This window comes from Duganella sp. 1224, assembly GCF_013408245.1.
Classification (GTDB): domain Bacteria; phylum Pseudomonadota; class Gammaproteobacteria; order Burkholderiales; family Burkholderiaceae_D; genus Rugamonas.
In genome coordinates this window covers 48970-72731 of record NZ_JACBYS010000008.1, presented here as the reverse complement: position 1 = coordinate 72731, position 23762 = coordinate 48970, and the positions used below count along the sequence as shown (strand labels likewise).

The window sequence follows — 23762 nt, the reverse complement described above, 5'->3', positions numbered from 1 at the left end:
TATTCTGCCCTGCCCCGTTCCACTCTGGAGAAAAATCATGCAACAGCAAGCCGTCGTCGCCCGGCAGTTCGGCAATACCGCCAGCGCCTACCTGACCAGCAGCGTCCACGCCCACGGCGCGGACCTGGCTCACCTGCGCGCGTTGGCCGCCGCCCTGCCCGCGCGGCCCGTTGTGCTCGACCTCGGCTGCGGCGCCGGCCACGCCAGCTTCGCGGTGGCGCCGGCGGCGTCATCGGTGACGGCGTTCGACCTGTCGCCCGAAATGCTGAACGTAGTCGCCAGCGCCGCGCGCGACCGCGGCCTGGACAATATCGGCACGCGGCAAGGCAACGTCGCCAGCCTGCCGTTCGACGACGCCGCGTTCTGCATGGTGATCACGCGCTTCTCTGCCCATCACTGGCTGGACGTGCCAGCCGCGCTGCGCGAAGTGCGGCGCGTGTTGAAGCCGAACGGCGTATTCGTCGTCATCGACATCACCGCGCCGGAAACACCGCTGCACGACACCACGCTGCAAGCCGTCGAACTGCTGCGCGACGGCTCCCACGTGCGCGACTACCGGCCCACCGAATGGACGCATATGCTGGGTACGGCGGGCTACACCAGCGAGCGCGTCAGCGACTGGAAACTGCCGATGCAATTCGACGACTGGACCGCGCGCATGCGCACGCCGGCCGAGCGCATCGTCGCCATCCGCAGCCTGCTGCGCGGCGCGCCCGAGGAAACCCGCCGCTACTACGCCGTGCAGGACGACGACTCGTTCACCATCGACGCGAGCCTGTTCATTGCCCGGCCGGGCGCTGCGGCGGCGTCTTCTCCGGCATAGCCGGCGCGTGGCCGACGCCGCGGGCCTGGTCGGAGGGGAGACTAGCATGGGCACCATCGACGCCGCGTACGCGGACGGACACACCGGCGCGTTCCTGTTCGGCTGACGCAGGTATACTTTGTCTTTGCCATCGTCTTGCCCACCGTCCGGCGCCGATGGCCTGGCGTGGACGGTGCCCAGCCCGGCGCCGCACCACACATTCGACACGCCACCGCAAGTGGTCTGACACGAGAACGCCATGCCCCGCGATGAACCGCCGGAGCACCGCAGCTGGCTGCTGCAACGCCGCCACAGCCTGAGCCAGCGCCAGCTGGCGCAGCTGTTCGCGGCCATCTGCATCCCGTCGCTGACGTTGACCGGGGCGTTCCTGTGGTGGGGCTACTGGTACATGCTGGCTTACGCGCTGCTGGAAATGACGGTGGTCGCGCTGTGCCTGCGCCACCACGCCCGCCACGCGGCCGACTACGACCGCATCATCATCTCGCCCAACGGCATCACCATCGAACAGCGCCGCGCCCGCTGCCGGTGCCACATCCGCGTGCCGCCGCTGGCCACCCGACTGCTGCCGCCACAACGCGACAGCGACCCGGTGCGCCTGATTGCCGCCGGCGCCAACGTCAAGCTCGGCGAATTCCTGCCCTCCGCCCAGCGCTACCAGCTCGCGCGCGAACTGAGCGCCTACCTCGACGTGATCGGGCCCCGGCATGCCGGCGGCGCCCAACGATAACGGTGGCTCAAAGTAAAACGGCGCCCGCGGCGCCGTCTTGGGGATTACAGCTGACCCAGCAGGGTTTCAGCGTTGGACACTTCAAACTTGCCGCCCTGTTCGACGTTCAGTTGCTTGACCACGCCGTCTACTGCCAGCAGCGAGTAGCGCTGCGAGCGGGTGCCCATGCCGAACTTGCTAAAGTCGGCGTCCAGGCCCAGTGCCTTGGAGTAGGCGGCATTGCCGTCGGCCATGAAGCGGACGATGCCGGTGGCTTTCTGGTCGCGGCCCCACGCGCCCATCACGAAGGCGTCGTTGACCGAGATGCACCAGATTTCATCCACGCCCTTGGCTTTGAGTTCTTCCGCGTGCTGGACGTAACCCGGCACGTGCTGCGCCGAGCAGGTGGGCGTGAAGGCGCCTGGCAGGCCGAAGATGGCGATGGTCTTGCCCTTCACCAGATCCTGCACATTGAAGGTATTCGGGCCCAGCGAGCAGCCTTCGGTTTCGATTTCGATGTATTCGGACAGCGTGCCTTCCGGCAGCTGGTCGCCGATCTTGATGGTCATGGATGACTCCCTATTTATCAGTATGGATGTAAAAAAAGCCGCACCGAGGTGCGGCTTTTCCCGGAATAGAACCGGCAGTATGCCTTAATCGGCCTGTTTGCGCAGGAACGCAGGAATGTCGTAGGTTTCCATGCCGTTCTTTTCCATCGCGCGCACCTGCTCCGAGGCCGACTCGCGACGCCACACGGCAGGCGCCTTCATGCCGTCGAAGGCTGGCGATGCGCCGCCGCCCATGCCGCCGGCCGCGCCCATCGACAGGCCTTGCGCCGCAGCCGCGCCGCCCATGGCAGCCGATGGCATCATCGGGCTGTTGTGGGTGCCGGTGCGCAGCATCTGTTGCGGCACCAGTTGCACGTGCTTCTTGGCCTTGCCCAGGCCGGTGGCCACCACGGTCACGCGGATGTTGTCGCCCATGTCGTCGTCGTAGGCGATGCCCTGCGCGATCGACGCGTCCGGCGCGGCGAAGGCGCGCACGGCGGCCATGACTTCCTTGATCTCCTTGCCCTTCAGGCCGCGCGAGGCGGTGACGTTGACCAGCACGCCGCGTGCACCCGACAGGTCGACGCCGTCCAGCAGCGGCGAGGCCACGGCCTGCTCGGCGGCGATACGCGCGCGGTCGACGCCGGACGCGGTGGCGGTGCCCATCATCGCCTTGCCCTGCTCGCCCATGATGGTCTTGACGTCGTTGAAGTCGACGTTGATGTGGCCCGGCACGTTGATGATCTCGGCGATACCGGCAACGGCGTTGTTCAGCACATCGTCGGCGTGCTGCAGCCATTCGATCAACGACTCGTCTTCGTAGATCTCTTCCAGCTTCTCGTTCAGGATGACGATCAGCGAGTCGACGTTGGCCGACAGCTGTTCCAGACCCTCGTCGGCGATGTCCATGCACTTCTGGCCTTCGTGCGAGAACGGCTTCGATACCACGGCAACCGTCAGCGCGCCCAGCGACTTGGCCACTTCCGCCACGATCGGCGCGGCGCCGGTGCCGGTGCCGCCGCCCATGCCGGCGGCGATGAACACCATGTGCGCGCCGCGCAGCGAGTCCTCGATGCGCTGACGCGATTCTTCCGCCAGCTTGCGGCCGACGTCCGGCTTCATGCCGGCGCCCAGGCCGGTGTCGCCGATCTGGATGATGTTGTCGGCCTTGGACGTGGCCAGTGCCTGCGCGTCGGTGTTGGCGGCGATGAACTCGACGCCCGACATGCCCTTGTTGATCATGTGCTGCACCGCATTGCCACCCGCACCGCCGACCCCGACGACCTTGATGACGGTGCCCAAAGCTGCGTTATCGACCATATCGAACTCCATGATGTGACTCCCTATCAGAATGCGGTTTTCAAGCGCCAGTCCTCATAATTGTAGGAGAACTGGAGATTGAAAACTGCGGTTTAATATAAAAAATTTTTAACGTGTTACCCGTGCGTTACCTGTACCTCAGAAGTTCCCGAGGAACCATTCCTTCATGCGCTGCCAGACTGCCTTTACCGATCCATCCTGCCGCGTGACGATGTGGCCACGCAGGTACTGCTTTTTCGCTTCCTGCAACAGGCCAAGCACGGTCGCGTAGCGCGGGCTGCGCACCACGTCGGCCAGCTGGCCACGGTAGTCCGGCGTGCCCAGGCGCGCCGGCTTGAGGAAAATGTCTTCCGCCATCTCGACCATGCCCGGCATGATCGAGGTGCCGCCGGTCAGCACGATGCCCGACGACAGCACGCCTTCATAGCCCGACTCGCGCACCACCTGGTGCACCATCGCGAACAGCTCTTCCACGCGCGGCTCGATGACGGCGGCCAGCGCCTGGCGCGACAGGTTGCGCGGACCGCGGTCGCCCAGGCCCGGCACCTCCAGCGATTCGCCCGGATCGGCCAGCACTTGCTTGGCCACGCCGTAGCGGATCTTGATCTCTTCCGCCTCGGTGGTCGGGGTGCGCAGCGCCATGGCGATGTCGTTAGTGATCTGGTCGCCGGCGATCGGGATCACGGCCGTGTGGCGGATCGCGCCGTCCGAGAACACCGCCACGTCGGTGGTGCCGCCGCCGATGTCGATCAGCACCACGCCCAGCTCCTTCTCGTCGCCGGTCAGCACCGCGTCGGCGGAGGCCATCGGTTGCAGGATCAGGTCCGACACTTCCAGGCCGCAGCGGCGCACGCACTTGACGATGTTCTGCACCGCCGACACCGCGCCGGTGACGATGTGCACCTTCACCTCCAGCCGGATGCCGCTCATGCCGATCGGCTCGCGCACATCTTCCTGGCTGTCGACGATGAACTCCTGCGGCACCGTGTGCAGCAGTTGCTGGTCGGTCGGAATGTTAACCGCCTTTGCCGTTTCAATGACGCGCGCTACGTCGGTCGCCGTCACTTCCTTGTCCTTGATCGCCACCATGCCGCTCGAATTGAAGCTGCGGATATGGCTGCCCGCGATGCCCGCGTAGACATTGCGGATCTTGCAGTCAGCCATCAGCTCCGCCTCTTCCAGCGCGCGCTGGATTGATTCCACGGTCGCCTCGATGTTGACCACCACACCTTTTTTCAGGCCGCGCGATTCGTGCTGGCCCAGGCCGATCACTTCGTGGCGTCCGTCGCCCATCACCTCGGCCACCACGGCCACCACCTTGGAGGTGCCGATATCGAGGCCGACGATCAGGTTTTTCGCGTCTTTAGTCATTTCTTCTCTGCCTGCTAGTTATGCTTTGGTGTCCGGTTTTTTCTTCACTAATGGTTTTGGCTTGGCGCCTTCCGCGGGTAGCTTCAGCCCCCGCGCGCTCAATGCCAGACCGTTCTGGTACCGCATGTCGATCGTTTCTATATCGGGCAAATGCTCCACCAGCTGCGGATAAATCCCCACCAGCCGGTCCACCCTTTCCCGCAACGTGGTGCTGGTCTGTTCCCGTCCCAGTGCCACGCTCATCCCGTTGTCCAGCTTCACCGTCCACGCGTAGCGGCTGGACAGCGACAGCGCCTGCGGCACCAGCTTCAGCGGCGCAAACCAGTTGCGCAACTCGCCGTAGCGCGACAGCACTTCCTTCTCGCTGCCTTCCGGCCCGTCAAACTCCGGCAGCGCGTGATCCTCTTCCGCCTCGGCCAGGTTGGCGGTGAACACGTCGCCCTTGGTCGACAGCAGCCTGCCATCCTCGCCCCACGTGCCCAGCGCCTCATGCTCCTCCAGCGCCACGATCAGCTGGTCCGGCCATTCGCGCCGCACGGTGGCGCGGCGTACCCAGGGCACCGACTCGAACGCCTGGCGCACCGCGTCCAGGTTGGTGGTGAAGAAGTTGCCCTTGATGCGGCCCAACGTGTTGTTACGCAGCGTCAGGTGATTCACATGCCTTAACTCGTCCTGCCCGATACTCTCGATACGGATGGTGCGCAGGTTGAACATCGGCCGCTGCGACACCCACCACACGCCGGCTGCTATGCAGGCCAGCAGCGTCATCGCAAAGATGCCACTGGCGGTCGCATTCAAAGCCTTCGCGTCTTGCCACATCTACTGCTTATCCCTTCATCTTCAAACGCGCGCTGCGCAGGATCTCCACGCACAGGTCTTCATAGCTGATGCCTTCCGCGCGCGCCGCCATCGGCACCAGCGAGTGGCCGGTCATGCCGGGCGAGGTGTTCACCTCCAGCAGGAACGGCTTCTGGTCGCGTTCGCGCAGCAGCACGTCCACCCGTCCCCAGCCCTCGCAGCCGAGCGCGCGGTAGGCGTCCACCGCGATGCGGCGCATTTCCTCGCTCAACGCTTCAGGCAGCGCGGCCGGGCAGAAATACTTGGTGTCGTCGGTGAAGTACTTGTTCTGGTAATCGTAATTGCCTTCCGGCGCCACGATCTCCACCACCGGCAGCGCGCGCGCGCTGGCGCCGCCGCCCAGGATGGCGACCGTGAATTCGCGGCCGGTGACAAATTCCTCGGCCAGCACCGCATCGTCCAGCGCGGCGGCCTTGTCGTAGGCGGCCTGGAAGCCGCCCGCCTCGGTCACCTTGGTGATGCCGATGGTCGAGCCCTCGTGCGGCGGCTTGACGATCAGCGGCAGGCCCAGATCAGCGGCGGTGGCGGCCAGGTCGGACTGCGCGTTCAGCACCGCGTAGCGCGGCGTCGGCAGGCCGGCGTTGAGCCACACGATCTTGGTGGTGATCTTGTCCATGCCCACCGCGCTGGCCATCACGCCACTGCCGGTGTAGGGAATGCCGAGCAGCTCCAGCGCGCCCTGCAGGCTGCCGTCCTCGCCGTAGCGGCCGTGCAGCGCGATGAATACGCGGTCGAATTCTTCCGCCGCCAGCTCGGCCAGCGAGCGCTGGCCCGGATCGAAGGCGTGGGCATCGATGCCCTTGCTCTGCAGTGCGGCCAGCACGCCGGCGCCGGACATATTGGACACTTCGCGCTCGGCCGAGCGGCCGCCAAACAGCACGCCAACCTTGCCGAATGCTTTTGCGTCTTGTGCGCTTAATGGATTAACGAGGGTACTCACGTTCAGACCTTTGGATAATTAGTCAGTTTGGCCGGGACGCCGCTGATCGAGCCTGCGCCCATGGTCATCACGACGTCGCCGTCGCGCACCACGCCCATGATGGTCTCCGGCATATCGCCGATGGCCTCAACAAAAATCGGTTCCGTCTTGCCGCGCGCGCGCAAGGCGTGCGCCAGCGCGCGGCCGTCGGCCGCCACCACCGGCGCCTCGCCGGCGGCATACACTTCGCCCAGCACCAGCACGTCCGGCGTGCCGAGCACCTTGACGAAGTCCTCGAACAGGTCGCGCGTGCGGCTGTAGCGGTGCGGCTGGAAGGCCAGCACCAGACGGCGGCCCGGATAGGCGGCGCGCGCGGCGGCCATGGTCACTTCCATTTCCAGCGGGTGGTGGCCGAAATCGTCCACCAGCGTAAAGGTGCCGCCGGCCGGAATCGCCACTTCGCCGTACTTGGTGAAGCGGCGGCCGACGCCGGCGAAACCGGCCAGGCCGGCCTGCGTGGCGCTGTCCGGGATGTTGATCTCGCGGGCGATGGCCACGGCCGAGCAGGCGTTCTGCACGTTGTGCATGCCCGGCTGGTTCAGCACCACGTCCAGGTCCGGATAGCCTTCCTGCTTGACGGTGAAGTGCATCTCGGTGCCGACCGCGCGCGCGTTCACGGCGCGCACTTCGGCGTCTTCGGCAAAGCCGTAGGTGGTGACCGGCTTGGTGACGTGCGGCAGGATCGAACGCACATGCGGATCGTCGATGCACAACATGGCGCGGCCGTAGAACGGCAGGCGGTGCGTGAAATGGACGAAGGCCTGCTTGAGCTTCTCGAAATCGTGCTCGTAGGTTTCCATGTGGTCGGCGTCGATGTTCGTGATCACTTCGATCATCGGCGTCAGGTTCAGGAACGAGGCGTCCGACTCGTCGGCTTCGGCCACCAGGTAATCGCCAGTGCCCAGCTTGGCGTTGGCGCCGGCGCTGGTCAGGCGGCCGCCGATGACGAAGGTCGGGTCCAGCCCGCCCTGCGCCAGCACCGACGCCACCAGGCTGGTAGTGGTGGTCTTGCCGTGGGTGCCGGCAATGGCGATGCCGCGCTTCAGGCGCATCAACTCGCCCAGCATCACCGCGCGCGGGACGATGGGAATCTTGCGGCTGCGCGCCGCCACTACTTCGGGATTGTCCTGCTGCACAGCGGTCGAGGTCACGACGGCATCGGCCTTGCCGATGTTTTCCGCCGCGTGGCCCTGATACACGGTCGCGCCCATGTCGGCCAGGCGCTGGGTCACCGCGTTGCTGCCCAGGTCCGAGCCGGACACGCTGTAGCCCAGCGTGAGCAGCACTTCCGCGATGCCGCTCATGCCGCTGCCGCCGATGCCGACGAAGTGTATGTTCTGTACCTTATGCTTCATGCCAGTTCTTCCAATACTTTAGCGATTGCTTCATTCGAATCGCGCTTGCCGACCTCGCGCGCCGCGTTGGCCATGGCCAGGCAGGACGCGCGGGTCAGCGTTTCCAACAGCGTCGCAACCGATTGCGCGCTCAATTCCGTTTGCGGCATGTGGATCGCCGCTTTCTGTTTCGCCATCCACTGCGCGTTGTCGCGCTGGTGGCTGGTGGTCGACGCCATGAACGGCACCAGCACGCTGGCCACGCCGGCCGCCGTCAGCTCGGACACGGTGATGGCGCCGGCGCGGCAGATCACCAGGTCCGCGACACTGTAAGCCGCCGCCATGTCGTCGATGAAGTCGACCACGTTGGCCGTCACACCGGCCTGCTGATACGCGGCGCGCAGCGCGTCGATATTCTTCTTGCCCGACTGGTGCGTCACGATCGGCCGCTGTGCTTCCGGAATCAGCGCCAGCGCCGCCGGCAGGCTGTCGTTCAGCGCCTTGGCGCCCAGGCTGCCGCCCACCACCAGGACGCGCAGCGGGCCTTCGCGGCCGGCGAAACGCTGGTCCGGCGGCGCCATATCCAGGATCTCCTTGCGCACCGGGTTGCCGGTGACCACCGCCTTGCCGGCGGCGCTGCCGAAGTTGGCCGGGAAGCCAAAACACACGCGGCCGGCGAACGGCACCAGCGTTTTGTTTGACAGCAGCAGCGCGGCGTCGGCATTTACCAGCACCAGCGGCGTGCCGCGCAGGCGCGACATCAGGCCGCCCGGCACGGTGACGTAGCCGCCCATGCCCATTACCACGTCCGGCTTGCGGCGGCCGATGAAGCCGAAGCAGTCGGCGAATGCCTTGATCATCTTCAGCGCGCCGCCCAGCGAGTGCTTGATGCCCTTGCCGCGCATGCCGGTGAAGTTGATGCTGTCCATGCTGATGCCGTGCTTCGGCACCAGGTCCTGCTCCATGCCGGTGGAGGTGCCCAGCCAGCTCACTTCCCAGCCGCGCGCGCGCATGGTTTGCGCGATCGCCAGGCCGGGGAAAATATGGCCGCCGGTGCCGGCCGCCATAATCATCAGTCGTTTCATAGTCTGCCACCACGCATCAGGACCCGGTTCTCGTAGTCGATCCGGAGCAGGATCGCGAGTCCGACGCAGTTAATCACAACGCCCGTACCGCCATAGCTCATCAGCGGCAGGGTCAAGCCCTTGGTTGGCAGTAAGCCGAGGTTCACACCCATATTGATAAACGTCTGCACACCGATCCAGATGCCAATGCCCTTGGCGGTGAGGCCGGCGAAGGTCTGGTCGATGGCGATGGCCTGGCGGCCGATATCGAAGGCGCGCTTGATGATCCAATAGAACATGGCGATCACCACCAGCACGCCGGCCAGGCCGAGTTCTTCGCCGATCACCGCCAGCAGGAAGTCGGTGTGCGCTTCCGGCAGGTAGTGCAGCTTTTCGACGCTGCCGCCCAGGCCCACGCCAAAAATCTCGCCGCGCCCGAAAGCGATCAGCGAGTGCGTCAGCTGGTATGCCTTGTTGAGCGCATTGTCTTCTTCCCACGGATTGAGGTAGGCGAAGTAGCGCTCGCGGCGGAACTTGGACAGCGCGATGATGGAGCCGAAGATCACCACCAGCACGGCGCCGATGCCGCCGAACCAGATGGCGTTGATCCCGCCAAGGAACAGGATGCCCATGGCGATGCAGACGATTACGCCGAAGGCGCCCAGGTCCGGCTCCAGCAGCAGCAACAGGCCGACGAAGCCGACCGCCGCCGCCATCGGCATGAAGCCCTTGGTCAGCTTGTGCATGTACTGCTGCTTGCGCACCGTGTAGTCGGCGGCGTACAGCACCGCCACTATTTTCATCAGCTCCGACGGCTGCACGTTGAACACCTTGAGCGACAGCCAGCGGCGGCCGCCGTTGACCACCACGCCGAGGCCGGGAATCAGCACCGCCACCAGCAGCACCAGCGTGCCGATGAACAGATAAGGCGCAGCCTTCTGCAGGTCGGCCACGCGGATGCGGAACACAAACAGGCCGGCAATCAGCGACACGGCGATGAACATCGCCTGGCGCTGCAGGAAGTAGGTGTTTTGCCAGCGCACGTAGGCGGCGAACTTGGGCGAGTCGGGCAGCGAGATGGAGGCCGAGTAGACCATCACCATCCCGAACAGCATCAGCAGCAGCGTAACCCAGACCAGCGGCTGGTCGTATTCCATCATCTTCGATGGCCGCGCGCGCGTCTCCATCGGCGTTTCAGCCGATGAGGAGCCAAAGCGGAACGGCAGCTGGAAGGCCATCAGATCTCCTGTCCCGCGTCGAGGGCGATGTCGCGCACGGCGTCGATGAACACCTGGGCGCGATGCGCGTAGTTCTTGAACATGTCCATGCTGGCGCAGGCGGGCGACAGCAGCACGGCGTCGCCGGCTTGCGCCAGTTCGCTGGCGCGCTTGACGGCGCGCGGCAGGTCGGTGCCGCAGTCTTCCAGCACGTAGGGCAGCCCGGCGCCCTGTTCGCGCGAGGCTTGCTCCAGCGCGGCGCGGATGTGCGGCGCGTCGCGGCCGATCAGCAGGGCGGCGCGGGCGTAGCGGGACATCGGTTCGGCCAGCGGCGCGAAGTCCTGGCCTTTGCCGTCGCCGCCGAGGATCACCAGCAGGCGCTGGTTGTCGCCGGTGAAGGCCTTGCCCAGACCACTCAACGCGGCCACGGTGGCGCCGACGTTGGTGCCTTTGCTGTCGTCGTAGTATTCAACGTCGTTGATGGCGCTGACCAGTTCCACGCGGTGCGGCTGGCCGCGGTATTCGCGCAGGCCGTGCAGCAGCGGCGCCAGCGGCAGGTCGATGGCGCGGCACAGGGCCAGCGCGGCCAAGGCGTTGGCGGCGTTGTGGACGCCGCGGATTTGCAGGGCGTCGGCCGGCATCAGGTTCTTGACGATGCATTCCACTGGCGGTGGCGGCGGGTCGTTCTTTTTGCGTTTCTTCGGTTCGCCCTCTTCCTCGGCCGGGATGGCGGTGGCCAGCCACAGCACGCCGCGCTCGTTGTTCAGGCCAAGGTCGTCGCGCAGGGTTGGCGCGTCGGTGCCGAAGGTGACGTTGTGGCCGTTCGGATTGGCCATGCGCATGGTCGTGGCGTCGTCGCGGTTCAACACGCGCACGGTGTTGGCGGCGAAGATGCGGTGCTTGGCGGCGGCGTAGGACGGCATGTCGCCGTGCCAGTCCAGGTGATCCTGCGTTACGTTCAGGACGGTCGCCGCGTCGGCTTCCAGCGTGAAGGTGGTCTGCAATTGGAAGCTGGACAACTCCAGCACCCAGATGTCCGGCAGCGCCGACGGCGCAGCGGCGACGACAGGCTCGCCGGCGGCGGGCGCGGCGGAATCTGCGGCGGTGGTGGCGGTGGCGATGGTGGCGGCGGTGGCGATGGCGCCATCGTCACCGACCGGCGCGGCGGGCGTTGGCGACGCGTCTAGCACTTCGCGCAGGACGTCCAGCGCGGCGGGGCTGATGTTGCCGGCCACGCGCACCGTCTTGCCGGCGCGTTCGCACAGTTGGCCGACCAGCGTGGTCACGGTGGTCTTGCCGTTGGTGCCGGTGATGGCAATGACTTTCGGCGCGTAGCCGCGCTGCTCTTTCAGCCACTCCAGCGCCTGCGCGAACAGTTCGATCTCGCCCCACACCGGAATGCCGGCGGCCATGGCGGCCGGATTGATCTCTTTCAGCTCGCGGCCCGGTGCCAGGCCAGGGCTGACGGCGACGAAGTCCACGCCTTCCAGCAGCGACGCGCCAAACGAACCGGCGACGAATTCAGCGTCCGGCACGGCAGCGCGCAACGCTGGCAAACGGTCCGGCGACTCGCGCGTATCGGCCACGCGCACGCGCGCGCCGCTGCGGGCGAGCCACAGCGCCATCGCCAGGCCGGATTCCCCCAGCCCGAGTACCAGTGCGTTTTTGCCTTCGTAAATCATCAGCGCAGTTTCAACGTCGAGAGTCCAACCAGTACCAGTATCATCGTCACAATCCAGAAGCGCACGACAACCTGGGTCTCTTTCCAGCCTTTTTGTTCAAAGTGGTGATGCAGTGGCGCCATCAGGAACACGCGACGGCCGGTGCCATAGCGCTTCTTGGTGTACTTGAACCAGCTCACCTGAATCATCACCGACACCGTCTCCGCAACGAAGATGCCGCCCATGATGAACAACACGATCTCCTGGCGCACGATCACCGCGATGGTGCCCAGCGCGCCGCCCAGGGCAAGCGCGCCCACGTCGCCCATGAACACCTGCGCCGGATGGGTGTTAAACCACAGGAAGGCCAGGCCCGCACCCGCCAGCGCGCCGCAGAAGATAATCAGTTCGCCCGCGCCCGGAATATGCGGCAGGAACAGGTACTTCGAATACGTGGCACTACCGGTCAGGTAAGCGAACAGGCCCAGGGCCGAACCCACCATAATCGTCGGCATGATGGCCAGGCCATCCAGACCGTCGGTGAAGTTAACGGCGTTGGACGAGCCCACGATGACACAGTAGGTCAAGGCGATGAAGCCCCACACGCCCAGCGGGTAGCTGATGGTTTTAAAGAACGGCACGATCAAGTCGGCCTTCGGCGGCAGGTCCATCTCGAAGCCCGAGCGGACCCACGAGAAGAACAGCTCGAACACCTGCGACGTGCTCGGCGCCGACACCGAAAACGCCAGGTACAGCGCGGCGGCGATACCCACCAGCGACTGCCAGAAATACTTCTCGCGCGAGCGCATGCCTTCCGGGTCCTGGTACACCACCTTGCGGTAGTCATCCACCCAGCCCACCGCGCCAAAGCCCAGCGTGACGATCAGCACCGGCCAGATCAGGCGGTTCGACAGGTCGCACCACAACAGCGTGGAAATCGCGATCGAAATCAGGATCAGCACACCGCCCATGGTCGGCGTGCCGTGTTTTTTCAGGTGGGTCTGCGGACCATCGGTGCGCACGGCCTGGCCATACTTCATCGCGGTCAGCTTGCGGATCACGAACGGGCCGGCGGCCAGACCGATGAACAGCGCCGTCGCGGTGGCGAACACCGCGCGGAAGGTGATGAAGTTGAAGACGCGGAGTACCCCGACGTCCTGCTGGAAAAATTGTGCGAGCCAGAGCAGCATGATTAGTGACTTTCCTTGTTAGCTTGTTGCGACCCAATCAAATGCTGCACGACCCGCTCCATCTTCATGAAACGGGAGCCCTTGATTAATACAGTTGCATCAGGCGACACCGCCGCGTCCACTGCGGACAGCAAGTCGCCAAAGTTTTCAAAATGACGAACCTGCGCGCCGTGGATATGCGCGGCAAGTTCGCCGGTAACCAGCACCGTTTCGATGCCCTTCGTTTGCGCATACGCGCCAACTTCTTCGTGGAACTCGCGGCCCTGCGTGCCGACTTCGCCCATATCGCCCAGCACCAGCACTCGCGGCGCGGCGGCTTTCGCCAGCACGTCGATGGCGGCGCGCACCGAATCCGGATTGGCGTTGTAGGTATCGTCGATGACCACCGCGCCGTTGGCGGCCCGCTTCTTCTGCAGGCGGCCGCTGACCGGCGCAAAGGTGTCGAGTCCCAGCTTGATCTTTTCCAGCGGGATGCCGGCGGCGTAGGTGCACGCCACCGCCGCCAGCGCGTTGCGGACGTTGTGCTCACCGGCAGCCTGCAGGCGCACGAAGAACTGGCGCGGATCCGCCTCGCTCTCGCAGATGGTGATGAACATCTCGCTTTCGAAATCGCTGGCGCGGAAGGTGCAGCTCACTTCCGCTTCCTTGGTCAGGCCGAAGCGCAGCATGCGGCGGCCGGCCGAGAGTTCTTCCCATATTGGTGTGAACTCGTCGCCATGCGGGAACACCGCCACGCCGTCGGTCGGCAGCGCGGCCAGCACGGCGCCGTTCTCGCGCGCCACCGCTTCCACGGTGTGCATGAATTCCTGGTGCTCGCGCTGGGCGTTGTTGACCATGGCGATGTTGGCCTGGGCGATGGCGGCCAGGCGGCCGATTTCGCCCGGATGGTTCATGCCCATCTCGATCACGGCCGACTGCTGGCTGGCGTCCATGCGGAACAGCGTCAGCGGCACACCAATTTCGTTATTCAGGTTGCCGCGCGTGGCCAGTCGGCCTTCGTCGCCATGGGCTGCGGCCAGGATCGCGGCGATCATTTCCTTCACCGTGGTCTTGCCGTTGCTGCCGGTGACGCCAATCACCGGAATGCTGAACTGATTGCGCCACCAGTTGGCGATCTGGCCCAGCGCCACCAGGGTGTTGGGCACGACGATGGCCGGCAGCGTGAAGCCCTCCGGCACTTCTTCCACAACCACCGCGGCGACACCCTTCCCCGCCACTTGCGGCAGGAAGTCGTGGGCGTCGAACACGTCGCCGCGCAGGGCGACGAACAGCGCGCCGGCGGCCACGGTGCGGCTGTCGGTCGACACGCCGTCAAATGCGAGATCGAGCGGACGCGCGCCGGCGTTCACCAGGTGCGCGCCGGTCAGAGAAGGCAGAATTTGTGCGACTGCTGCACGCATTAATTCGTCCTCATCATGGTTAAGCGGGCCGACAGCGCCAGTTGCGCGTGGTCGGCGTCCGAGAAGGGCAACTTCTTGCCCTTGATTTCCTGGTACGGCTCATGGCCTTTTCCGGCCAGCAGAATCACGTCCGGCTTGGCGGCGTGCTTGATGGCCGACAGGATGGCGGCGGCGCGGTCGTCCAGCGCCTGCACCGTCGATGCCGGATTGTTCTGGTCCATGCCGGCCAAAATCTGTTCGATGATGGCGTGCGGTTCTTCGCTGCGCGGATTGTCGCTGGTGACCAGCACATGGTCGGCCGCCTGCGCGATCTTGCCCATTTGCGGACGCTTGCCCGGATCGCGGTCGCCGCCGCAGCCGAACACGCACCACAACTGGCCGCCGCGGTCGGCGGCCACCGGGCGCAGCGCGGCCAGGGTTTTCTCCAGCGCGTCCGGCGTGTGCGCGTAATCGATGACGATCAGCGGCGCGTCGTGGCCGCCCACCTGCTGCATGCGGCCCGGCGCCGGTTCCAGCGCTTCCACCGCGTCGATGGCGGCGCGCAGGCCCAGGCCTTTGGCCAGCACCGCGCCCATCACGCCCAGCGCATTGCTGATATTGAAGCCCCCCACCAGGTGCGTGCGCACTTGCGCCACACCCAGCGCGCACTCCAGGTGGAATTCGGTGCCGCCGCTGCGGCCCGCGCGCAGCTGGCTGGCGCGCAGCACCAGCACGCCGTCGATATCCGGCTGCGCCGCCGCGTCGCGCAGCGTGTAGCCGATCAGCGGAATCTCGCCTGCCAGCGGCGCGCGCGATTTCAGGTGCGCGATCAGGCGCAGGCCGGCCGGATCGTCCAGATTGACCACCGCCGTTTTCAGGCTTGGCCACTCGAACAGCTTGACCTTGGCCGCCTCGTAGGCTTCCATGGTGCCGTGGTAGTCCAGGTGGTCGCGCGTCAGGTTGGTGAACAGCGCCACGTCGAAGTGCATGCCCGACAGGCGGCCCTGATCCAGGCCGATCGACGAGGCTTCAATCGCCAGCGAGGTCGCGCCCTTGTCGCGCAGGTCGGCCAGCGAGCGCGCCAGCAGTACCGCGTCCGGCGTGGTGTAGCCGGTGACGTCGTATTCCACTTCGCCGCGCGGCTTGAACACACCCACGCCCAGCGTGCCGATGACGGCGGCCGGCTCGCCGCCGCGCGACAGCGCCTGGCCGAGCCACACGGCGCTGGAGGTCTTGCCATTGGTGCCGGTGACGGCGGCGGTGAACATGCCGGCATCCGGTTGCTGATAAAACGCGTGGGCGATGAAGCCGGCGTGCTGTTTCAGGTCCTCGACCGTCAGGTAAGGCACGGTCCACTTGTCGTTCCAGGTAAAGCCGGCCGGGTCGAGCACCACCAGCGCCGCGCCCTGCTCGATGGCGCCTTCAATAAAGTTACGTCCGTCGGCGGTCTCGCCGGCGACGGGTGCAAAAGCAAAGAACACATCGCCCAGCTTGATGCGGCGCGAATCCGAAGCCAGGTTCGCCTTGGGCGCCAGCTTGCGGATCGCGGCTGCGACAGCCGATGGGTCGAAAGTAGAAGTCGTCACATGTTCCCCTGTGCTGCAGATTCAGGAATGATGATATGGGTCAGGTCCGAGTCCGGCGCCACGTTCTTGGCGCGCAGCGCCTGCGCCGCCAGCGCCGAGAACACCGGGCCGGCCACGTCGCCGCCGACGTGCACCGGGCCGCCCGGTTCGTCGATCATGGCGGCGATGATGAAGCGCGGATTCGACATCGGCGCCATGCCGATGAAGTTGCCGATATATTTGCTCTGCGAGTAGCGGCCGTTGAGCACTTTCTGTGCCGTACCGGTCTTGCCGCCGACGCGATAGCCCGGCACCTGCGCCTTGACGGCGGAACCGCCCGGCTGCGTCACCATCTCCAGCATCTCGCGCATTTCGGCTGCGGTCTTGGGGCTGATCACCGGCGTGCCATGCGGCGCCTCGGTCACTTTCTGGAACGACAGCGGGATGATGTCGCCATCGCGGGCAAAGATCATGTAGGCGCGCGCCAGCTGGATCAGCGACACCGAGATGCCCTGACCGAAGCTCATGTTGGCCTGCTCCACCGTGCGCCACGATTTGTAAGGACGCACGCGGCCCGCCACCGCGCCGGGGAAGCCCCACTTGGGCTGCTGGCCGAAACCGACCTTGGTGAACATCTCCCACATATCCTGCGCCGGCATGCCCAGCGCGATCTTGGAAGTGCCGATGTTGGACGACTTCTGGATAATGCCCTGCACGTCGATCAGGTAGTGCGGGTGGGTGTCGTGGATGATATGGCCGCCGATCAGCGCCGAGCCGTTGCCGGTGTCGAACATGGTGTGCGGCGTGATGCGTTTTTCGTCCAGCGCCAGCGCCACCGTGAACGGCTTCAGCGACGATCCCGGCTCAAAGGTGTCGGTCATCACGCGGTTGCGCAGCTGTTCGCCGGTCAGCTTGGAGCGGTCGTTGGGGTTGTAGGTCGGCCAGTTGGCCAGCGCCAGCACCTCGCCGGTGTGCACGTCCAGCACCACGGCGGCGCCGGCCTTGGCGTGGAACTTCTCCACCGCGTCCTTGATCTGGGTGAAGGCGATGTACTGGATCTTGCTGTCGATCGACAGCACCAGGTCCTTGCCGTCATGCGGCTCGCGCACCGACTCGATGTCCTCGACGATGTGCCCCAGGCGATCCTTGATCACGCGGCGGCTGCCTGGAATGCCCTGCAGCGTTTTCTGCTGCGCCAATTCCATCGATTCCTGGCCCTGGTCCTCGACGTTGGTGAAGCCGACGACGTGCGTGGTCACCTCGCCCTGCGGGTAGAAGCGCTTGTATTCCTTGCGGGTCTGGATGCCGTCGATATCCAGCTTGGCGATCTGGTCGGAGATATCCTGCTCCACCTGGCGTTTCAGGTAGACGAAGCTGCGGTCCGAGTCGAGTTTTTTCTGCAGCTCGGCGTCGCTCATGTCGAGCAGCCTGGCCAGCTGTTTCAGCTTGGCCGGCGGCGCTTCCTGCACGTCTTCCGGGATCGCCCAGATGGCCTTGACCGGCACCGACGACGCCAGCACCTGGCCATCGCGGTCGGTGATCTTGCCGCGCGTGGCCGGCAGTTCCAGCGTGTGCATGTAGCGGCTGGCACCCTGCTTCTGCAGGAACTGGGTCGACACGCCCTGCAACCACAGCGCGCGCACCGCCAGCGCCACGAACGCGATGAACAATACGAACAGCACCACGCGCGAGCGCCAGGTCGGCAGACGCACGGCCAGCACGGGGCTCTTCGAGAAGGCCACGCCCTTCGAGGCGGCCACGCGCGAGGTGTTCACATTGCTGGCGCGGCTCATTTTGCGTGCTCCGGCGTCAGGTACTGGGTGCGGGCGGCGGTCAGCTGCGTCATGTTCAGGTCACGGCGGGCGATTTCCTCGATGCGGGCGTGCTTGCCCAGCGTCGACTGGTCCAGCTGCAGCTGCGCCCATTCGATGTCAAGCTGGCGCGCCTGCGCCTGCGTGCGCTCCAGTTCAATGAACAGGCGGCGCGCCTGGTACTGCGCGTTGACCAGCGACAGGCCGCAGCCCACCAGCAGCACCGTCAGCACCAGGTTGATCTTGCCGCTCATGCGCCCTCCGGAATGGGAAGGCGGCGCGCCACGCGCATCACCGCCGAGCGGGCGCGCGGGTTCTCGTCCACTTCCTGGTCGGACGGCTTGATCTTGGCCAGCAGCTTGAGTTCCGGCTGCGGCAGGTCGGCCGCGCGGATCGGCAGGCGGCGGTCCGGCTGCTCGACATTGGCCTTGGACGCGAAGAAGCGCTTCACCATCCGGTCTTCCAGCGAGTGGAAGCTGATGATGGCGAGGATGCCGCCGGGCGCCAGGCTGTCGTACGCATGGTTCAAACCGACTTCAAGGTCTTCAAGCTCTTTATTGATGAAAATCCGGATAGCCTGAAATGTGCGGGTGGCCGGATCCTTGCCCTTCTCCCGGGTTTTGACCGCGCCTGCCACGATGCCGGCAAGCTGTCGTGTGGTTGAAATTGGCTCGACTGCCCTGCGAGCAACAATCGCCTTTGCAATCTGAAAAGCAAACCGTTCTTCCCCATATTCCTTTATCACCTTTTCCAGTGTCTGTTCGTTTTCAGTGGCGAGCCACTCCGCCGCCGAGATGCCGCGCGTGGTGTCCATGCGCATGTCCAGCGGGCCGTCGTTGCGGAAACTGAAGCCGCGCGCGGCGTCATCGACCTGCGGCGACGAGATGCCCAGGTCGAGCAAAATGCCGTCGACCTTGTCCACGCCCTCGGCCGCCAGCGCCGCGCGCATGGTGGCAAAGCTGTCGTGGACGATGGTGAAGCGCGGGTCCTTGATTTGTTCGGCGGTGGCGATGGCCTGCGGGTCCTTGTCGAAGGCGATCAGGCGCGCGTTGGCGCCCAGCTTCGACAGGATCAGGCGCGAATGGCCGCCGCGGCCGAAGGTGCCATCGACGAACACGCCGTTGGCGCGCGCGCCGTCCAGCGCCAGCGCAGCAACCGCTTCGTCTAGCAGCACCGTGCGATGCTGGAATTCAGGCACCGTTGTCGTGGTCATATGACGGAGCCTTAGAAGGAGAAATTGGCGAGTACATCGGGCGTGCCGGCCTCCAGGGCCTGCGCTTCTTTTTCCGCCATCTTGGCGGCGTCCCAGATCTCGAAGTGCGAGCCCATGCCCATCATCATGACCTCTTTGTCCAGGCCGACGGCGGCGCGGAGTTCGGGCGAGATCAGGATGCGGCCGGCGGTGTCCATTTCCACGTCGGTGGCGTAACCGAGGAAAATGCGCTGCCAGGCGCGGGCTTGCATGGGCCATGCAGCGATCTGTTGACGGTGTTGTTCCCACACAGGCCGGGGGAACAGCATGACGCAACCGTCGGGGTGGCGCGTCAGCGTGAGGCGGCCTTCACACTGGATCGACAGCGCGTCACGGTGCTTGGCAGGGATGGACATCCTGCCTTTGGCATCGAGATTGATTGCGGACGCGCCTTGAAACACGTGATTACCTTTTTACCTCAGTATGGTTAGCGGAGCATGAAACCATGACCATCTGCATGGAACTTCCCTGTCCGCTAAGTCAGGCAAAATTTCCCACAAAAAGACACTTTTTCACACAGATGCCCACTTTAGAGGAAGCAAGAATAGTGGTCAAGCGCTTTCAGCCAATCGAAACGGCGATTTTAGTAATGAAATTAAGGACTTAGCGCGATTCCTTGAAGCCGGCTAGAAACAAAATAGTCCGATAAATTAAGTACTTATGTCAGGTTGTGAAGGTGACACCTCATCTGTACCCATGTGTTTTAGTCGAAAATTTAATAGTGATCTAAATGCATAAAGTTGCAAACCGCCAACATTGCAGTAGCAAATAGACAACGCACCAAAAATGGGAGAAAGAGGAGGGGAAATGCCAGAGGTCGCATCAGGAGCGCCCTGACGCGGAGTGCGGAACCTTCACAAAACAAGGAGAAAACTTTACATAACGACAAGCATGCCACGCAACTTGTCTATACAAATTTTGCGGAGCAGCTGCGGCCTTGGGGCGCCATTATACGCTGTCGCCGGCGCAAAATTGGTCCCATTGCGGCGCGTCGGCGAAGGCCGCGGCCACGTGATCGATAAAGCTGCGCACCTTGGACGGCAGGTAGCGGGAACTGGGATAAATCGCCTGCACCGTCAGCTCCTCGGCAGCGCAATCGGGCAGCAATTGCCGCAGTTTTCCTTGGGCGATGGCCGGACCAAAAGCGAAGGTGGGACCGTAGGCAACGCCCAGTCCGGCCACCGCCATGGCCAGCAGCAGTTGCATGTTGTTGGCTTGCGCGCGCAGCGGACCGGCAATCTGGTGGCTGCCGCCCGCCGCGTCGGTTACGCGCCAGTCGGCGGCGGTGACGGCGCCGCTGAAGGCCAACCGGGGCGCCGCATGCAGGTCGGCTGGCGTTTGCGGCGTGCCGTGCCGCGCCAGGTAAGACGGCGCCGCGCAGAACACCATGCGGCACGGCGCCAGCCGCCGGGCCACCAGGTCCGAGTCCGGCAAGCGGCCGATGCGGATCGCCACGTCGATGCCGGCCGTGTGCAGGTCAACGTAATGGTCATCCAGCAGCACGTCGGCACTGACCTGGGGATGGTCCGCCAGGAAGCGCGCGATGATGTCGCCCATGTGGAGCGCGCCAAAACTGACCGGCGCGGCGATCCGCAGCGGGCCGCGCAGGGTTGCGCTGGCATCGCTGGCCTCCTGGTTGGCCTCGTCGAATTGTTCCAGGATGCGCTTGCAACGGCTGTAATACGCGCGGCCGGCGTCGGTGATGCTGAGGCTGCGCGTGCTGCGCTGGATCAGGCGCGCGTTCAGATCGCTTTCCAGCCAGGCCAGATACTTGCCCGCCATCGAGGCCGACAAGCCGAACCTGCGCCCGGCGGCGACCAGGCTGCCCTCCTCCACCGCCGCAACAAATACGGATATGCATGCAAACCGGTCCATGGCGCCATTCGATCATTTTATGAGGCATTCATGATAACAAATCATGGATTATCACAGCTAGCTATCGAATCTAGAATCGCCCATCTTCATCAACAACGGAGCACATCATGCACATCAAAGAACGCGGCGGCGACGGTCCCGCACTGGTATTCCTGCATTACTGGGGCGGCAGCTCGCGCACCTGGACCGAGGTGATCAGCGCGCTGCCGGCCGACTATCACACCATCGCGCCGGATCTGCGCGGCTGGGGCCAGTCGGGCGCGCGCGAGGGAGACGCCTACGCGCTGGCCGACTTCGCCGGCGACGTGGAACAGCTGGTTGCCGACCTGGGCCTGAAGCGCTATGTGCTGGTCGGCCACTCCATGGGCGGCAAGATCGCCCAGTTGCTGGCCTCGCGCCGCCCGCCCGGCCTGGCGGGCCTGGTCCTGGTGGCGCCCTCGCCGCCAACGCCGCTGGCATTGCCGCCGGAAGCGCGTGCCGCCATGGCTGCCGCCTACGATACGCCGGCCTCGGTGGGCATGGCCATCGACCACATGCTGACCGCCAAACCGCTGACCGCGGCGCAGCGCGAACAGGTCGTGGCCGATAGCCTGCGCGGCACGCCGGAAGCCCGTGCCGCCTGGCCGGCCCACACCAGCCGCGAGGACATCAGCGCCGAGGTGCAACGCATCGCCGTGCCAACCATGGTGGTGGCCGGCGAACTGGACAAGGTGGATCCGGTGGCGGTGCTGGCAGCCGAGCTGCTGCCGCGCATTCCGCAGGCGACGCTGTACGTGCTGCCGGGCTGCGGCCACCTGTCGCCGCTGGAAGCGCCGCAGGCGCTGGCGACCGTCATCAGGAACTTTGTCGCCGCGCTGCCGCCGGCATGAAGCTCAGCCGGCCCAGGCCCGGGCGCGGCGCACCGCGTCGGCCCAGCGCGCCATCAGCGCGGCGCGCTGGTCAGCGCTCATGGACGGTTCAAAGCGGCGCTGGCAGGCCCACTGGGCGGCGATTTCTTCGCGCGAGTCCCAGAAGCCGACCGCCAGGCCGGCCAGGTACGCGGCACCCAGCGCGGTGGTTTCGGTGACTTTGGGCCGCACCACCGGCACGCCCAGCAGGTCGGCCTGGAATTGCATCAGCAAGTCGTTGCGGGCGGCGCCGCCGTCGGCGCGCACTTCGCGCAGCGGCAAGGCGCCGTGCGACGCCTCGACATCCTTCTGCATCGCCGCCATCAGCTCGGCGCTCTGGTAGGCGATGGCTTCCAGCGCGGCGCGGGCGATGTGGGCGCGGGTGCTGCCCCGGCTCAGGCCGAACAGCGCGCCGCGCGCGTAGGCGTCCCAGTGCGGCGCGCCGAGGCCGACGAAGGCCGGCACCATGAACACGCCGTCACTGTCCGGCACGCTGGCGGCCAGCGCCTCCACCTCGGCCGAGGACTGGATGATGCCCAGACCGTCGCGCAGCCACTGCACGGTGGCGCCGCCCATGAACACGCTGCCCTCCAGTAGATAATCGGTTTCGCCGTCGACGCGCCAGCCCACCGTGGTCAGCAGGCGGTTGTGCGAGGCCACCGGGTGGCGGCCCAGATGCATCAGCATGAAGCAGCCGGTGCCATAGGTATTCTTGACCATGCCCGGCTGGTAGCAGGCTTGGCCGAACGTGGCCGCCTGCTGGTCGCCGGCGATGCCGGCCACCGGGATCGGCGCGCCGAACAGCTTGGCATGGGTGGTGCCCACCTCTTCGCTGGACGAGACGATCTGCGGCAGCATCTGCTCGGGGATGTCGAACAAGTGCAGCAGGTCATGGTCCCAGCGCATCAGGTGGATGTTGAACAGCATGGTGCGCGCCGCGTTGCTGACGTCGGTCACGTGCTGGCCGCTCAGCTTGTACACCAGCCAGCTGTCGACGGTGCCGAAGGCCAGTCCGCCCTGGCGCGCCTTGTCGCGCGCGCCCGGCACGTGGTCGAGCAGCCATTTGAGCTTGGTGGCGGAGAAGTAGGCGTCCAGTTCCAGGCCGGAGATGTCGGCGATCTTCTTGGCCTTGCCGTCGGCGCGCAGGGCGTCGCAGATGTCGGCCGTGCGCCGGTCCTGCCAGACGATGGCCGGGGCGACCGGCTCGCCGGTCTTGCGGTCCCACACCACCGTGGTTTCGCGCTGGTTGGTGACGCCGATGGCCAGCACGTCGCGGGCATCGATGTGGTTGTCGGCCAATACCTTGCGGGCGACGGCCAGCTGGCTCAGCCAGATGTCGTGCGGGTCGTGCTCGACCCAGCCGGGATGCGGGAAATGCTGGGGAAATTCTTGCGCCGCGCAGCCGGCAATCTGGCCCTGGTGGTCGAACAGGATGGCGCGCGAACTGGTCGTGCCCTGGTCGAGGGCAAGAATGTATTTTTTCATCGCGAAAAAATCGAAATTAGATGAAGCAAGCCGATAGGCCGGATTTTGTTACGGCGCAGGCGAACCTGCGCTATGACAGCCATTCCTCTAGGCGCTGGATTGCTCCAGCGCTCAAGCTTCCTACCCGCACGCTCCGCGAGCAACATCATCGCGTGCCTATTTGGAATTGCACCAGGTGGAGGTTACCGCGTTTCACCGTAACTTAATACGCTCGTCTCTGTGGCCCTATTCCTCGCCTTATACCCCGAGGGGCTTTCGGCGGACGGCCGTTAACCGTCACCCCGCTCTATGGAGTCCGGACCTTCCTCCCGTCAGGCATTACGCGCTGACCAGCGGCTGTCTGGCTTGCATCGGGCGCTATTGTACCAGACGCTTTCACCCCGCAGTGCGCTTCGCCGGGGTCTGACCCCGTACGGGGTCAGACCCCACCTCCGGGA

General features: G+C 65.3%; 21 protein-coding genes and 1 other RNA gene. 3 read left to right on the top strand and 19 right to left on the bottom strand.

Annotated elements, in window-relative coordinates:
- The first annotated feature begins 37 nt into the window (after window positions 1-37).
- Together FHW58_RS24320 and FHW58_RS24315 are read left to right on the top strand one after the other, a co-directional pair.
- Window positions 38-823: a class I SAM-dependent methyltransferase gene (locus tag FHW58_RS24320; RefSeq protein WP_179675764.1), complete on the top strand. Its 786-nt coding sequence runs from the start codon at window positions 38-40 to the stop codon at window positions 821-823.
- A gap of 238 nt (window positions 824-1061) precedes the next feature.
- On the top strand, window positions 1062-1550 hold the full coding sequence (locus FHW58_RS24315; protein ID WP_179675763.1) for a DUF2244 domain-containing protein: 489 nt from the start codon (window positions 1062-1064) through the stop codon (window positions 1548-1550).
- Between the two features lie 44 nt (window positions 1551-1594).
- Here FHW58_RS24315 and FHW58_RS24310 read toward each other — a convergent pair whose 3' ends face one another.
- The 17 genes from FHW58_RS24310 to FHW58_RS24230 all read right to left on the bottom strand — a co-directional run bounded on the left by FHW58_RS24310 (window position 1595) and on the right by FHW58_RS24230 (window position 20953).
- A complete protein-coding gene (locus FHW58_RS24310) occupies window positions 1595-2098 on the bottom strand; it encodes a peroxiredoxin (protein ID WP_179675762.1) in 504 nt (167 codons plus the stop codon).
- Between the two features lie 84 nt (window positions 2099-2182).
- Complete coding sequence (gene ftsZ, locus FHW58_RS24305) at window positions 2183-3409, bottom strand: cell division protein FtsZ (RefSeq protein WP_179675761.1); 1227 nt, start codon at window positions 3407-3409, stop codon at window positions 2183-2185.
- Window positions 3410-3535: 126 nt separating this feature from the next.
- A complete protein-coding gene (ftsA, locus tag FHW58_RS24300; protein WP_160989484.1) occupies window positions 3536-4768 on the bottom strand; it encodes a cell division protein FtsA in 1233 nt (410 codons plus the stop codon).
- 18 nt (window positions 4769-4786) lie between these two features.
- Window positions 4787-5587: a cell division protein FtsQ/DivIB gene (locus FHW58_RS24295; RefSeq protein ID WP_179675760.1), complete on the bottom strand. Its 801-nt coding sequence runs from the start codon at window positions 5585-5587 to the stop codon at window positions 4787-4789.
- Window positions 5588-5594: 7 nt separating this feature from the next.
- Entirely contained in the window at window positions 5595-6566 is a 972-nt protein-coding gene (locus FHW58_RS24290; protein WP_179675759.1) for a D-alanine--D-alanine ligase, read from the bottom strand.
- A 2-nt stretch (window positions 6567-6568) separates the two neighbouring features.
- On the bottom strand, window positions 6569-7960 hold the full coding sequence (murC, locus tag FHW58_RS24285) for a UDP-N-acetylmuramate--L-alanine ligase (RefSeq protein WP_179675758.1): 1392 nt from the start codon (window positions 7958-7960) through the stop codon (window positions 6569-6571).
- Window positions 7957-9024 (bottom strand): undecaprenyldiphospho-muramoylpentapeptide beta-N-acetylglucosaminyltransferase, encoded by a 1068-nt coding sequence (gene murG, locus FHW58_RS24280; protein WP_179675757.1) that lies wholly within the window; start codon window positions 9022-9024, stop codon window positions 7957-7959. Before murG ends, murC begins: the two co-directional genes overlap by 4 nt.
- Complete coding sequence (gene ftsW, locus FHW58_RS24275) at window positions 9021-10241, bottom strand: putative lipid II flippase FtsW (RefSeq protein ID WP_179675756.1); 1221 nt, start codon at window positions 10239-10241, stop codon at window positions 9021-9023. Before ftsW ends, murG begins: the two co-directional genes overlap by 4 nt.
- Window positions 10241-11902 carry a UDP-N-acetylmuramoyl-L-alanine--D-glutamate ligase gene (gene murD / locus FHW58_RS24270; protein ID WP_179675755.1) on the bottom strand — a complete coding sequence of 554 codons (1662 nt, stop codon included), beginning with the start codon at window positions 11900-11902 and terminating at the stop codon, window positions 10241-10243. The genes ftsW and murD overlap by 1 nt, the downstream gene beginning before the upstream one ends.
- Window positions 11902-13071, bottom strand: coding sequence for a phospho-N-acetylmuramoyl-pentapeptide-transferase (gene mraY, locus FHW58_RS24265; RefSeq protein WP_179675754.1), 1170 nt, complete (start codon window positions 13069-13071; stop codon window positions 11902-11904). Before mraY ends, murD begins: the two co-directional genes overlap by 1 nt.
- A 2-nt stretch (window positions 13072-13073) precedes the next feature.
- Entirely contained in the window at window positions 13074-14471 is a 1398-nt protein-coding gene (gene murF, locus FHW58_RS24260) for a UDP-N-acetylmuramoyl-tripeptide--D-alanyl-D-alanine ligase (RefSeq protein WP_179675753.1), read from the bottom strand.
- On the bottom strand, window positions 14471-16036 hold the full coding sequence (locus FHW58_RS24255) for a UDP-N-acetylmuramoyl-L-alanyl-D-glutamate--2,6-diaminopimelate ligase (RefSeq protein ID WP_179675752.1): 1566 nt from the start codon (window positions 16034-16036) through the stop codon (window positions 14471-14473). The genes murF and FHW58_RS24255 overlap by 1 nt, the downstream gene beginning before the upstream one ends.
- Entirely contained in the window at window positions 16033-17808 is a 1776-nt protein-coding gene (locus FHW58_RS24250; protein ID WP_179675751.1) for a penicillin-binding protein 2, read from the bottom strand. The genes FHW58_RS24255 and FHW58_RS24250 overlap by 4 nt, the downstream gene beginning before the upstream one ends.
- Entirely contained in the window at window positions 17805-18080 is a 276-nt protein-coding gene (gene ftsL / locus FHW58_RS24245; protein WP_179675750.1) for a cell division protein FtsL, read from the bottom strand. The genes FHW58_RS24250 and ftsL overlap by 4 nt, the downstream gene beginning before the upstream one ends.
- Window positions 18077-19039, bottom strand: coding sequence for a 16S rRNA (cytosine(1402)-N(4))-methyltransferase RsmH (gene rsmH, locus FHW58_RS24240; RefSeq protein WP_179675749.1), 963 nt, complete (start codon window positions 19037-19039; stop codon window positions 18077-18079). Before rsmH ends, ftsL begins: the two co-directional genes overlap by 4 nt.
- A gap of 11 nt (window positions 19040-19050) precedes the next feature.
- A complete protein-coding gene (mraZ, locus tag FHW58_RS24235) occupies window positions 19051-19479 on the bottom strand; it encodes a division/cell wall cluster transcriptional repressor MraZ (RefSeq protein WP_179675748.1) in 429 nt (142 codons plus the stop codon).
- 547 nt (window positions 19480-20026) lie between these two features.
- Window positions 20027-20953 (bottom strand): LysR family transcriptional regulator, encoded by a 927-nt coding sequence (locus FHW58_RS24230; protein ID WP_179675747.1) that lies wholly within the window; start codon window positions 20951-20953, stop codon window positions 20027-20029.
- A 107-nt stretch (window positions 20954-21060) separates the two neighbouring features.
- Here FHW58_RS24230 and FHW58_RS24225 point away from each other — a divergent pair, with 107 nt between their 5' ends.
- On the top strand, window positions 21061-21822 hold the full coding sequence (locus FHW58_RS24225) for an alpha/beta fold hydrolase (protein WP_179675746.1): 762 nt from the start codon (window positions 21061-21063) through the stop codon (window positions 21820-21822).
- A 3-nt stretch (window positions 21823-21825) separates the two neighbouring features.
- On the opposite strand, the gene glpK is transcribed toward FHW58_RS24225, so the two are convergent.
- Both glpK and rnpB read right to left on the bottom strand, forming a co-directional pair.
- The gene (gene glpK / locus FHW58_RS24220) at window positions 21826-23325 is read right to left on the bottom strand and encodes a glycerol kinase GlpK (protein ID WP_179675745.1); all 1500 of its coding nucleotides are present in this window, start codon (window positions 23323-23325) and stop codon (window positions 21826-21828) included.
- A gap of 18 nt (window positions 23326-23343) precedes the next feature.
- Window positions 23344-23677, bottom strand: an RNA gene (gene rnpB / locus FHW58_RS24215) — RNase P RNA component class A.
- Window positions 23678-23762: the final 85 nt, after the last annotated feature.

Excerpts from the sequence above, each read along its gene's own strand:
- ftsL (WP_179675750.1), bottom strand. The coding sequence starts at position 18,080 with ATGAGCGGCAAGATCAACCTGGTGCTGACGGTGCTGCTGGTGGGCTGC.
- FHW58_RS24310 (WP_179675762.1), bottom strand. The coding sequence starts at position 2,098 with ATGACCATCAAGATCGGCGACCAGCTGCCGGAAGGCACGCTGTCCGAA.
- ftsZ (WP_179675761.1), bottom strand. The coding sequence starts at position 3,409 with ATGGAGTTCGATATGGTCGATAACGCAGCTTTGGGCACCGTCATCAAG.
- murF (WP_179675753.1), bottom strand. The coding sequence starts at position 14,471 with ATGCGTGCAGCAGTCGCACAAATTCTGCCTTCTCTGACCGGCGCGCAC.
- ftsW (WP_179675756.1), bottom strand. The coding sequence starts at position 10,241 with ATGGCCTTCCAGCTGCCGTTCCGCTTTGGCTCCTCATCGGCTGAAACG.
- murC (WP_179675758.1), bottom strand. The coding sequence starts at position 7,960 with ATGAAGCATAAGGTACAGAACATACACTTCGTCGGCATCGGCGGCAGC.
- FHW58_RS24295 (WP_179675760.1), bottom strand. The coding sequence starts at position 5,587 with ATGTGGCAAGACGCGAAGGCTTTGAATGCGACCGCCAGTGGCATCTTT.
- FHW58_RS24230 (WP_179675747.1), bottom strand. The coding sequence starts at position 20,953 with ATGGACCGGTTTGCATGCATATCCGTATTTGTTGCGGCGGTGGAGGAG.
- FHW58_RS24225 (WP_179675746.1), top strand. The coding sequence starts at position 21,061 with ATGCACATCAAAGAACGCGGCGGCGACGGTCCCGCACTGGTATTCCTG.
- ftsA (WP_160989484.1), bottom strand. The coding sequence starts at position 4,768 with ATGACTAAAGACGCGAAAAACCTGATCGTCGGCCTCGATATCGGCACC.
- FHW58_RS24250 (WP_179675751.1), bottom strand. The coding sequence starts at position 17,808 with ATGAGCCGCGCCAGCAATGTGAACACCTCGCGCGTGGCCGCCTCGAAG.
- rsmH (WP_179675749.1), bottom strand. The coding sequence starts at position 19,039 with ATGACCACGACAACGGTGCCTGAATTCCAGCATCGCACGGTGCTGCTA.
- mraY (WP_179675754.1), bottom strand. The coding sequence starts at position 13,071 with ATGCTGCTCTGGCTCGCACAATTTTTCCAGCAGGACGTCGGGGTACTC.
- murD (WP_179675755.1), bottom strand. The coding sequence starts at position 11,902 with ATGATTTACGAAGGCAAAAACGCACTGGTACTCGGGCTGGGGGAATCC.
- murG (WP_179675757.1), bottom strand. The coding sequence starts at position 9,024 with ATGAAACGACTGATGATTATGGCGGCCGGCACCGGCGGCCATATTTTC.
- FHW58_RS24315 (WP_179675763.1), top strand. The coding sequence starts at position 1,062 with ATGCCCCGCGATGAACCGCCGGAGCACCGCAGCTGGCTGCTGCAACGC.
- glpK (WP_179675745.1), bottom strand. The coding sequence starts at position 23,325 with ATGAAAAAATACATTCTTGCCCTCGACCAGGGCACGACCAGTTCGCGC.
- FHW58_RS24320 (WP_179675764.1), top strand. The coding sequence starts at position 38 with ATGCAACAGCAAGCCGTCGTCGCCCGGCAGTTCGGCAATACCGCCAGC.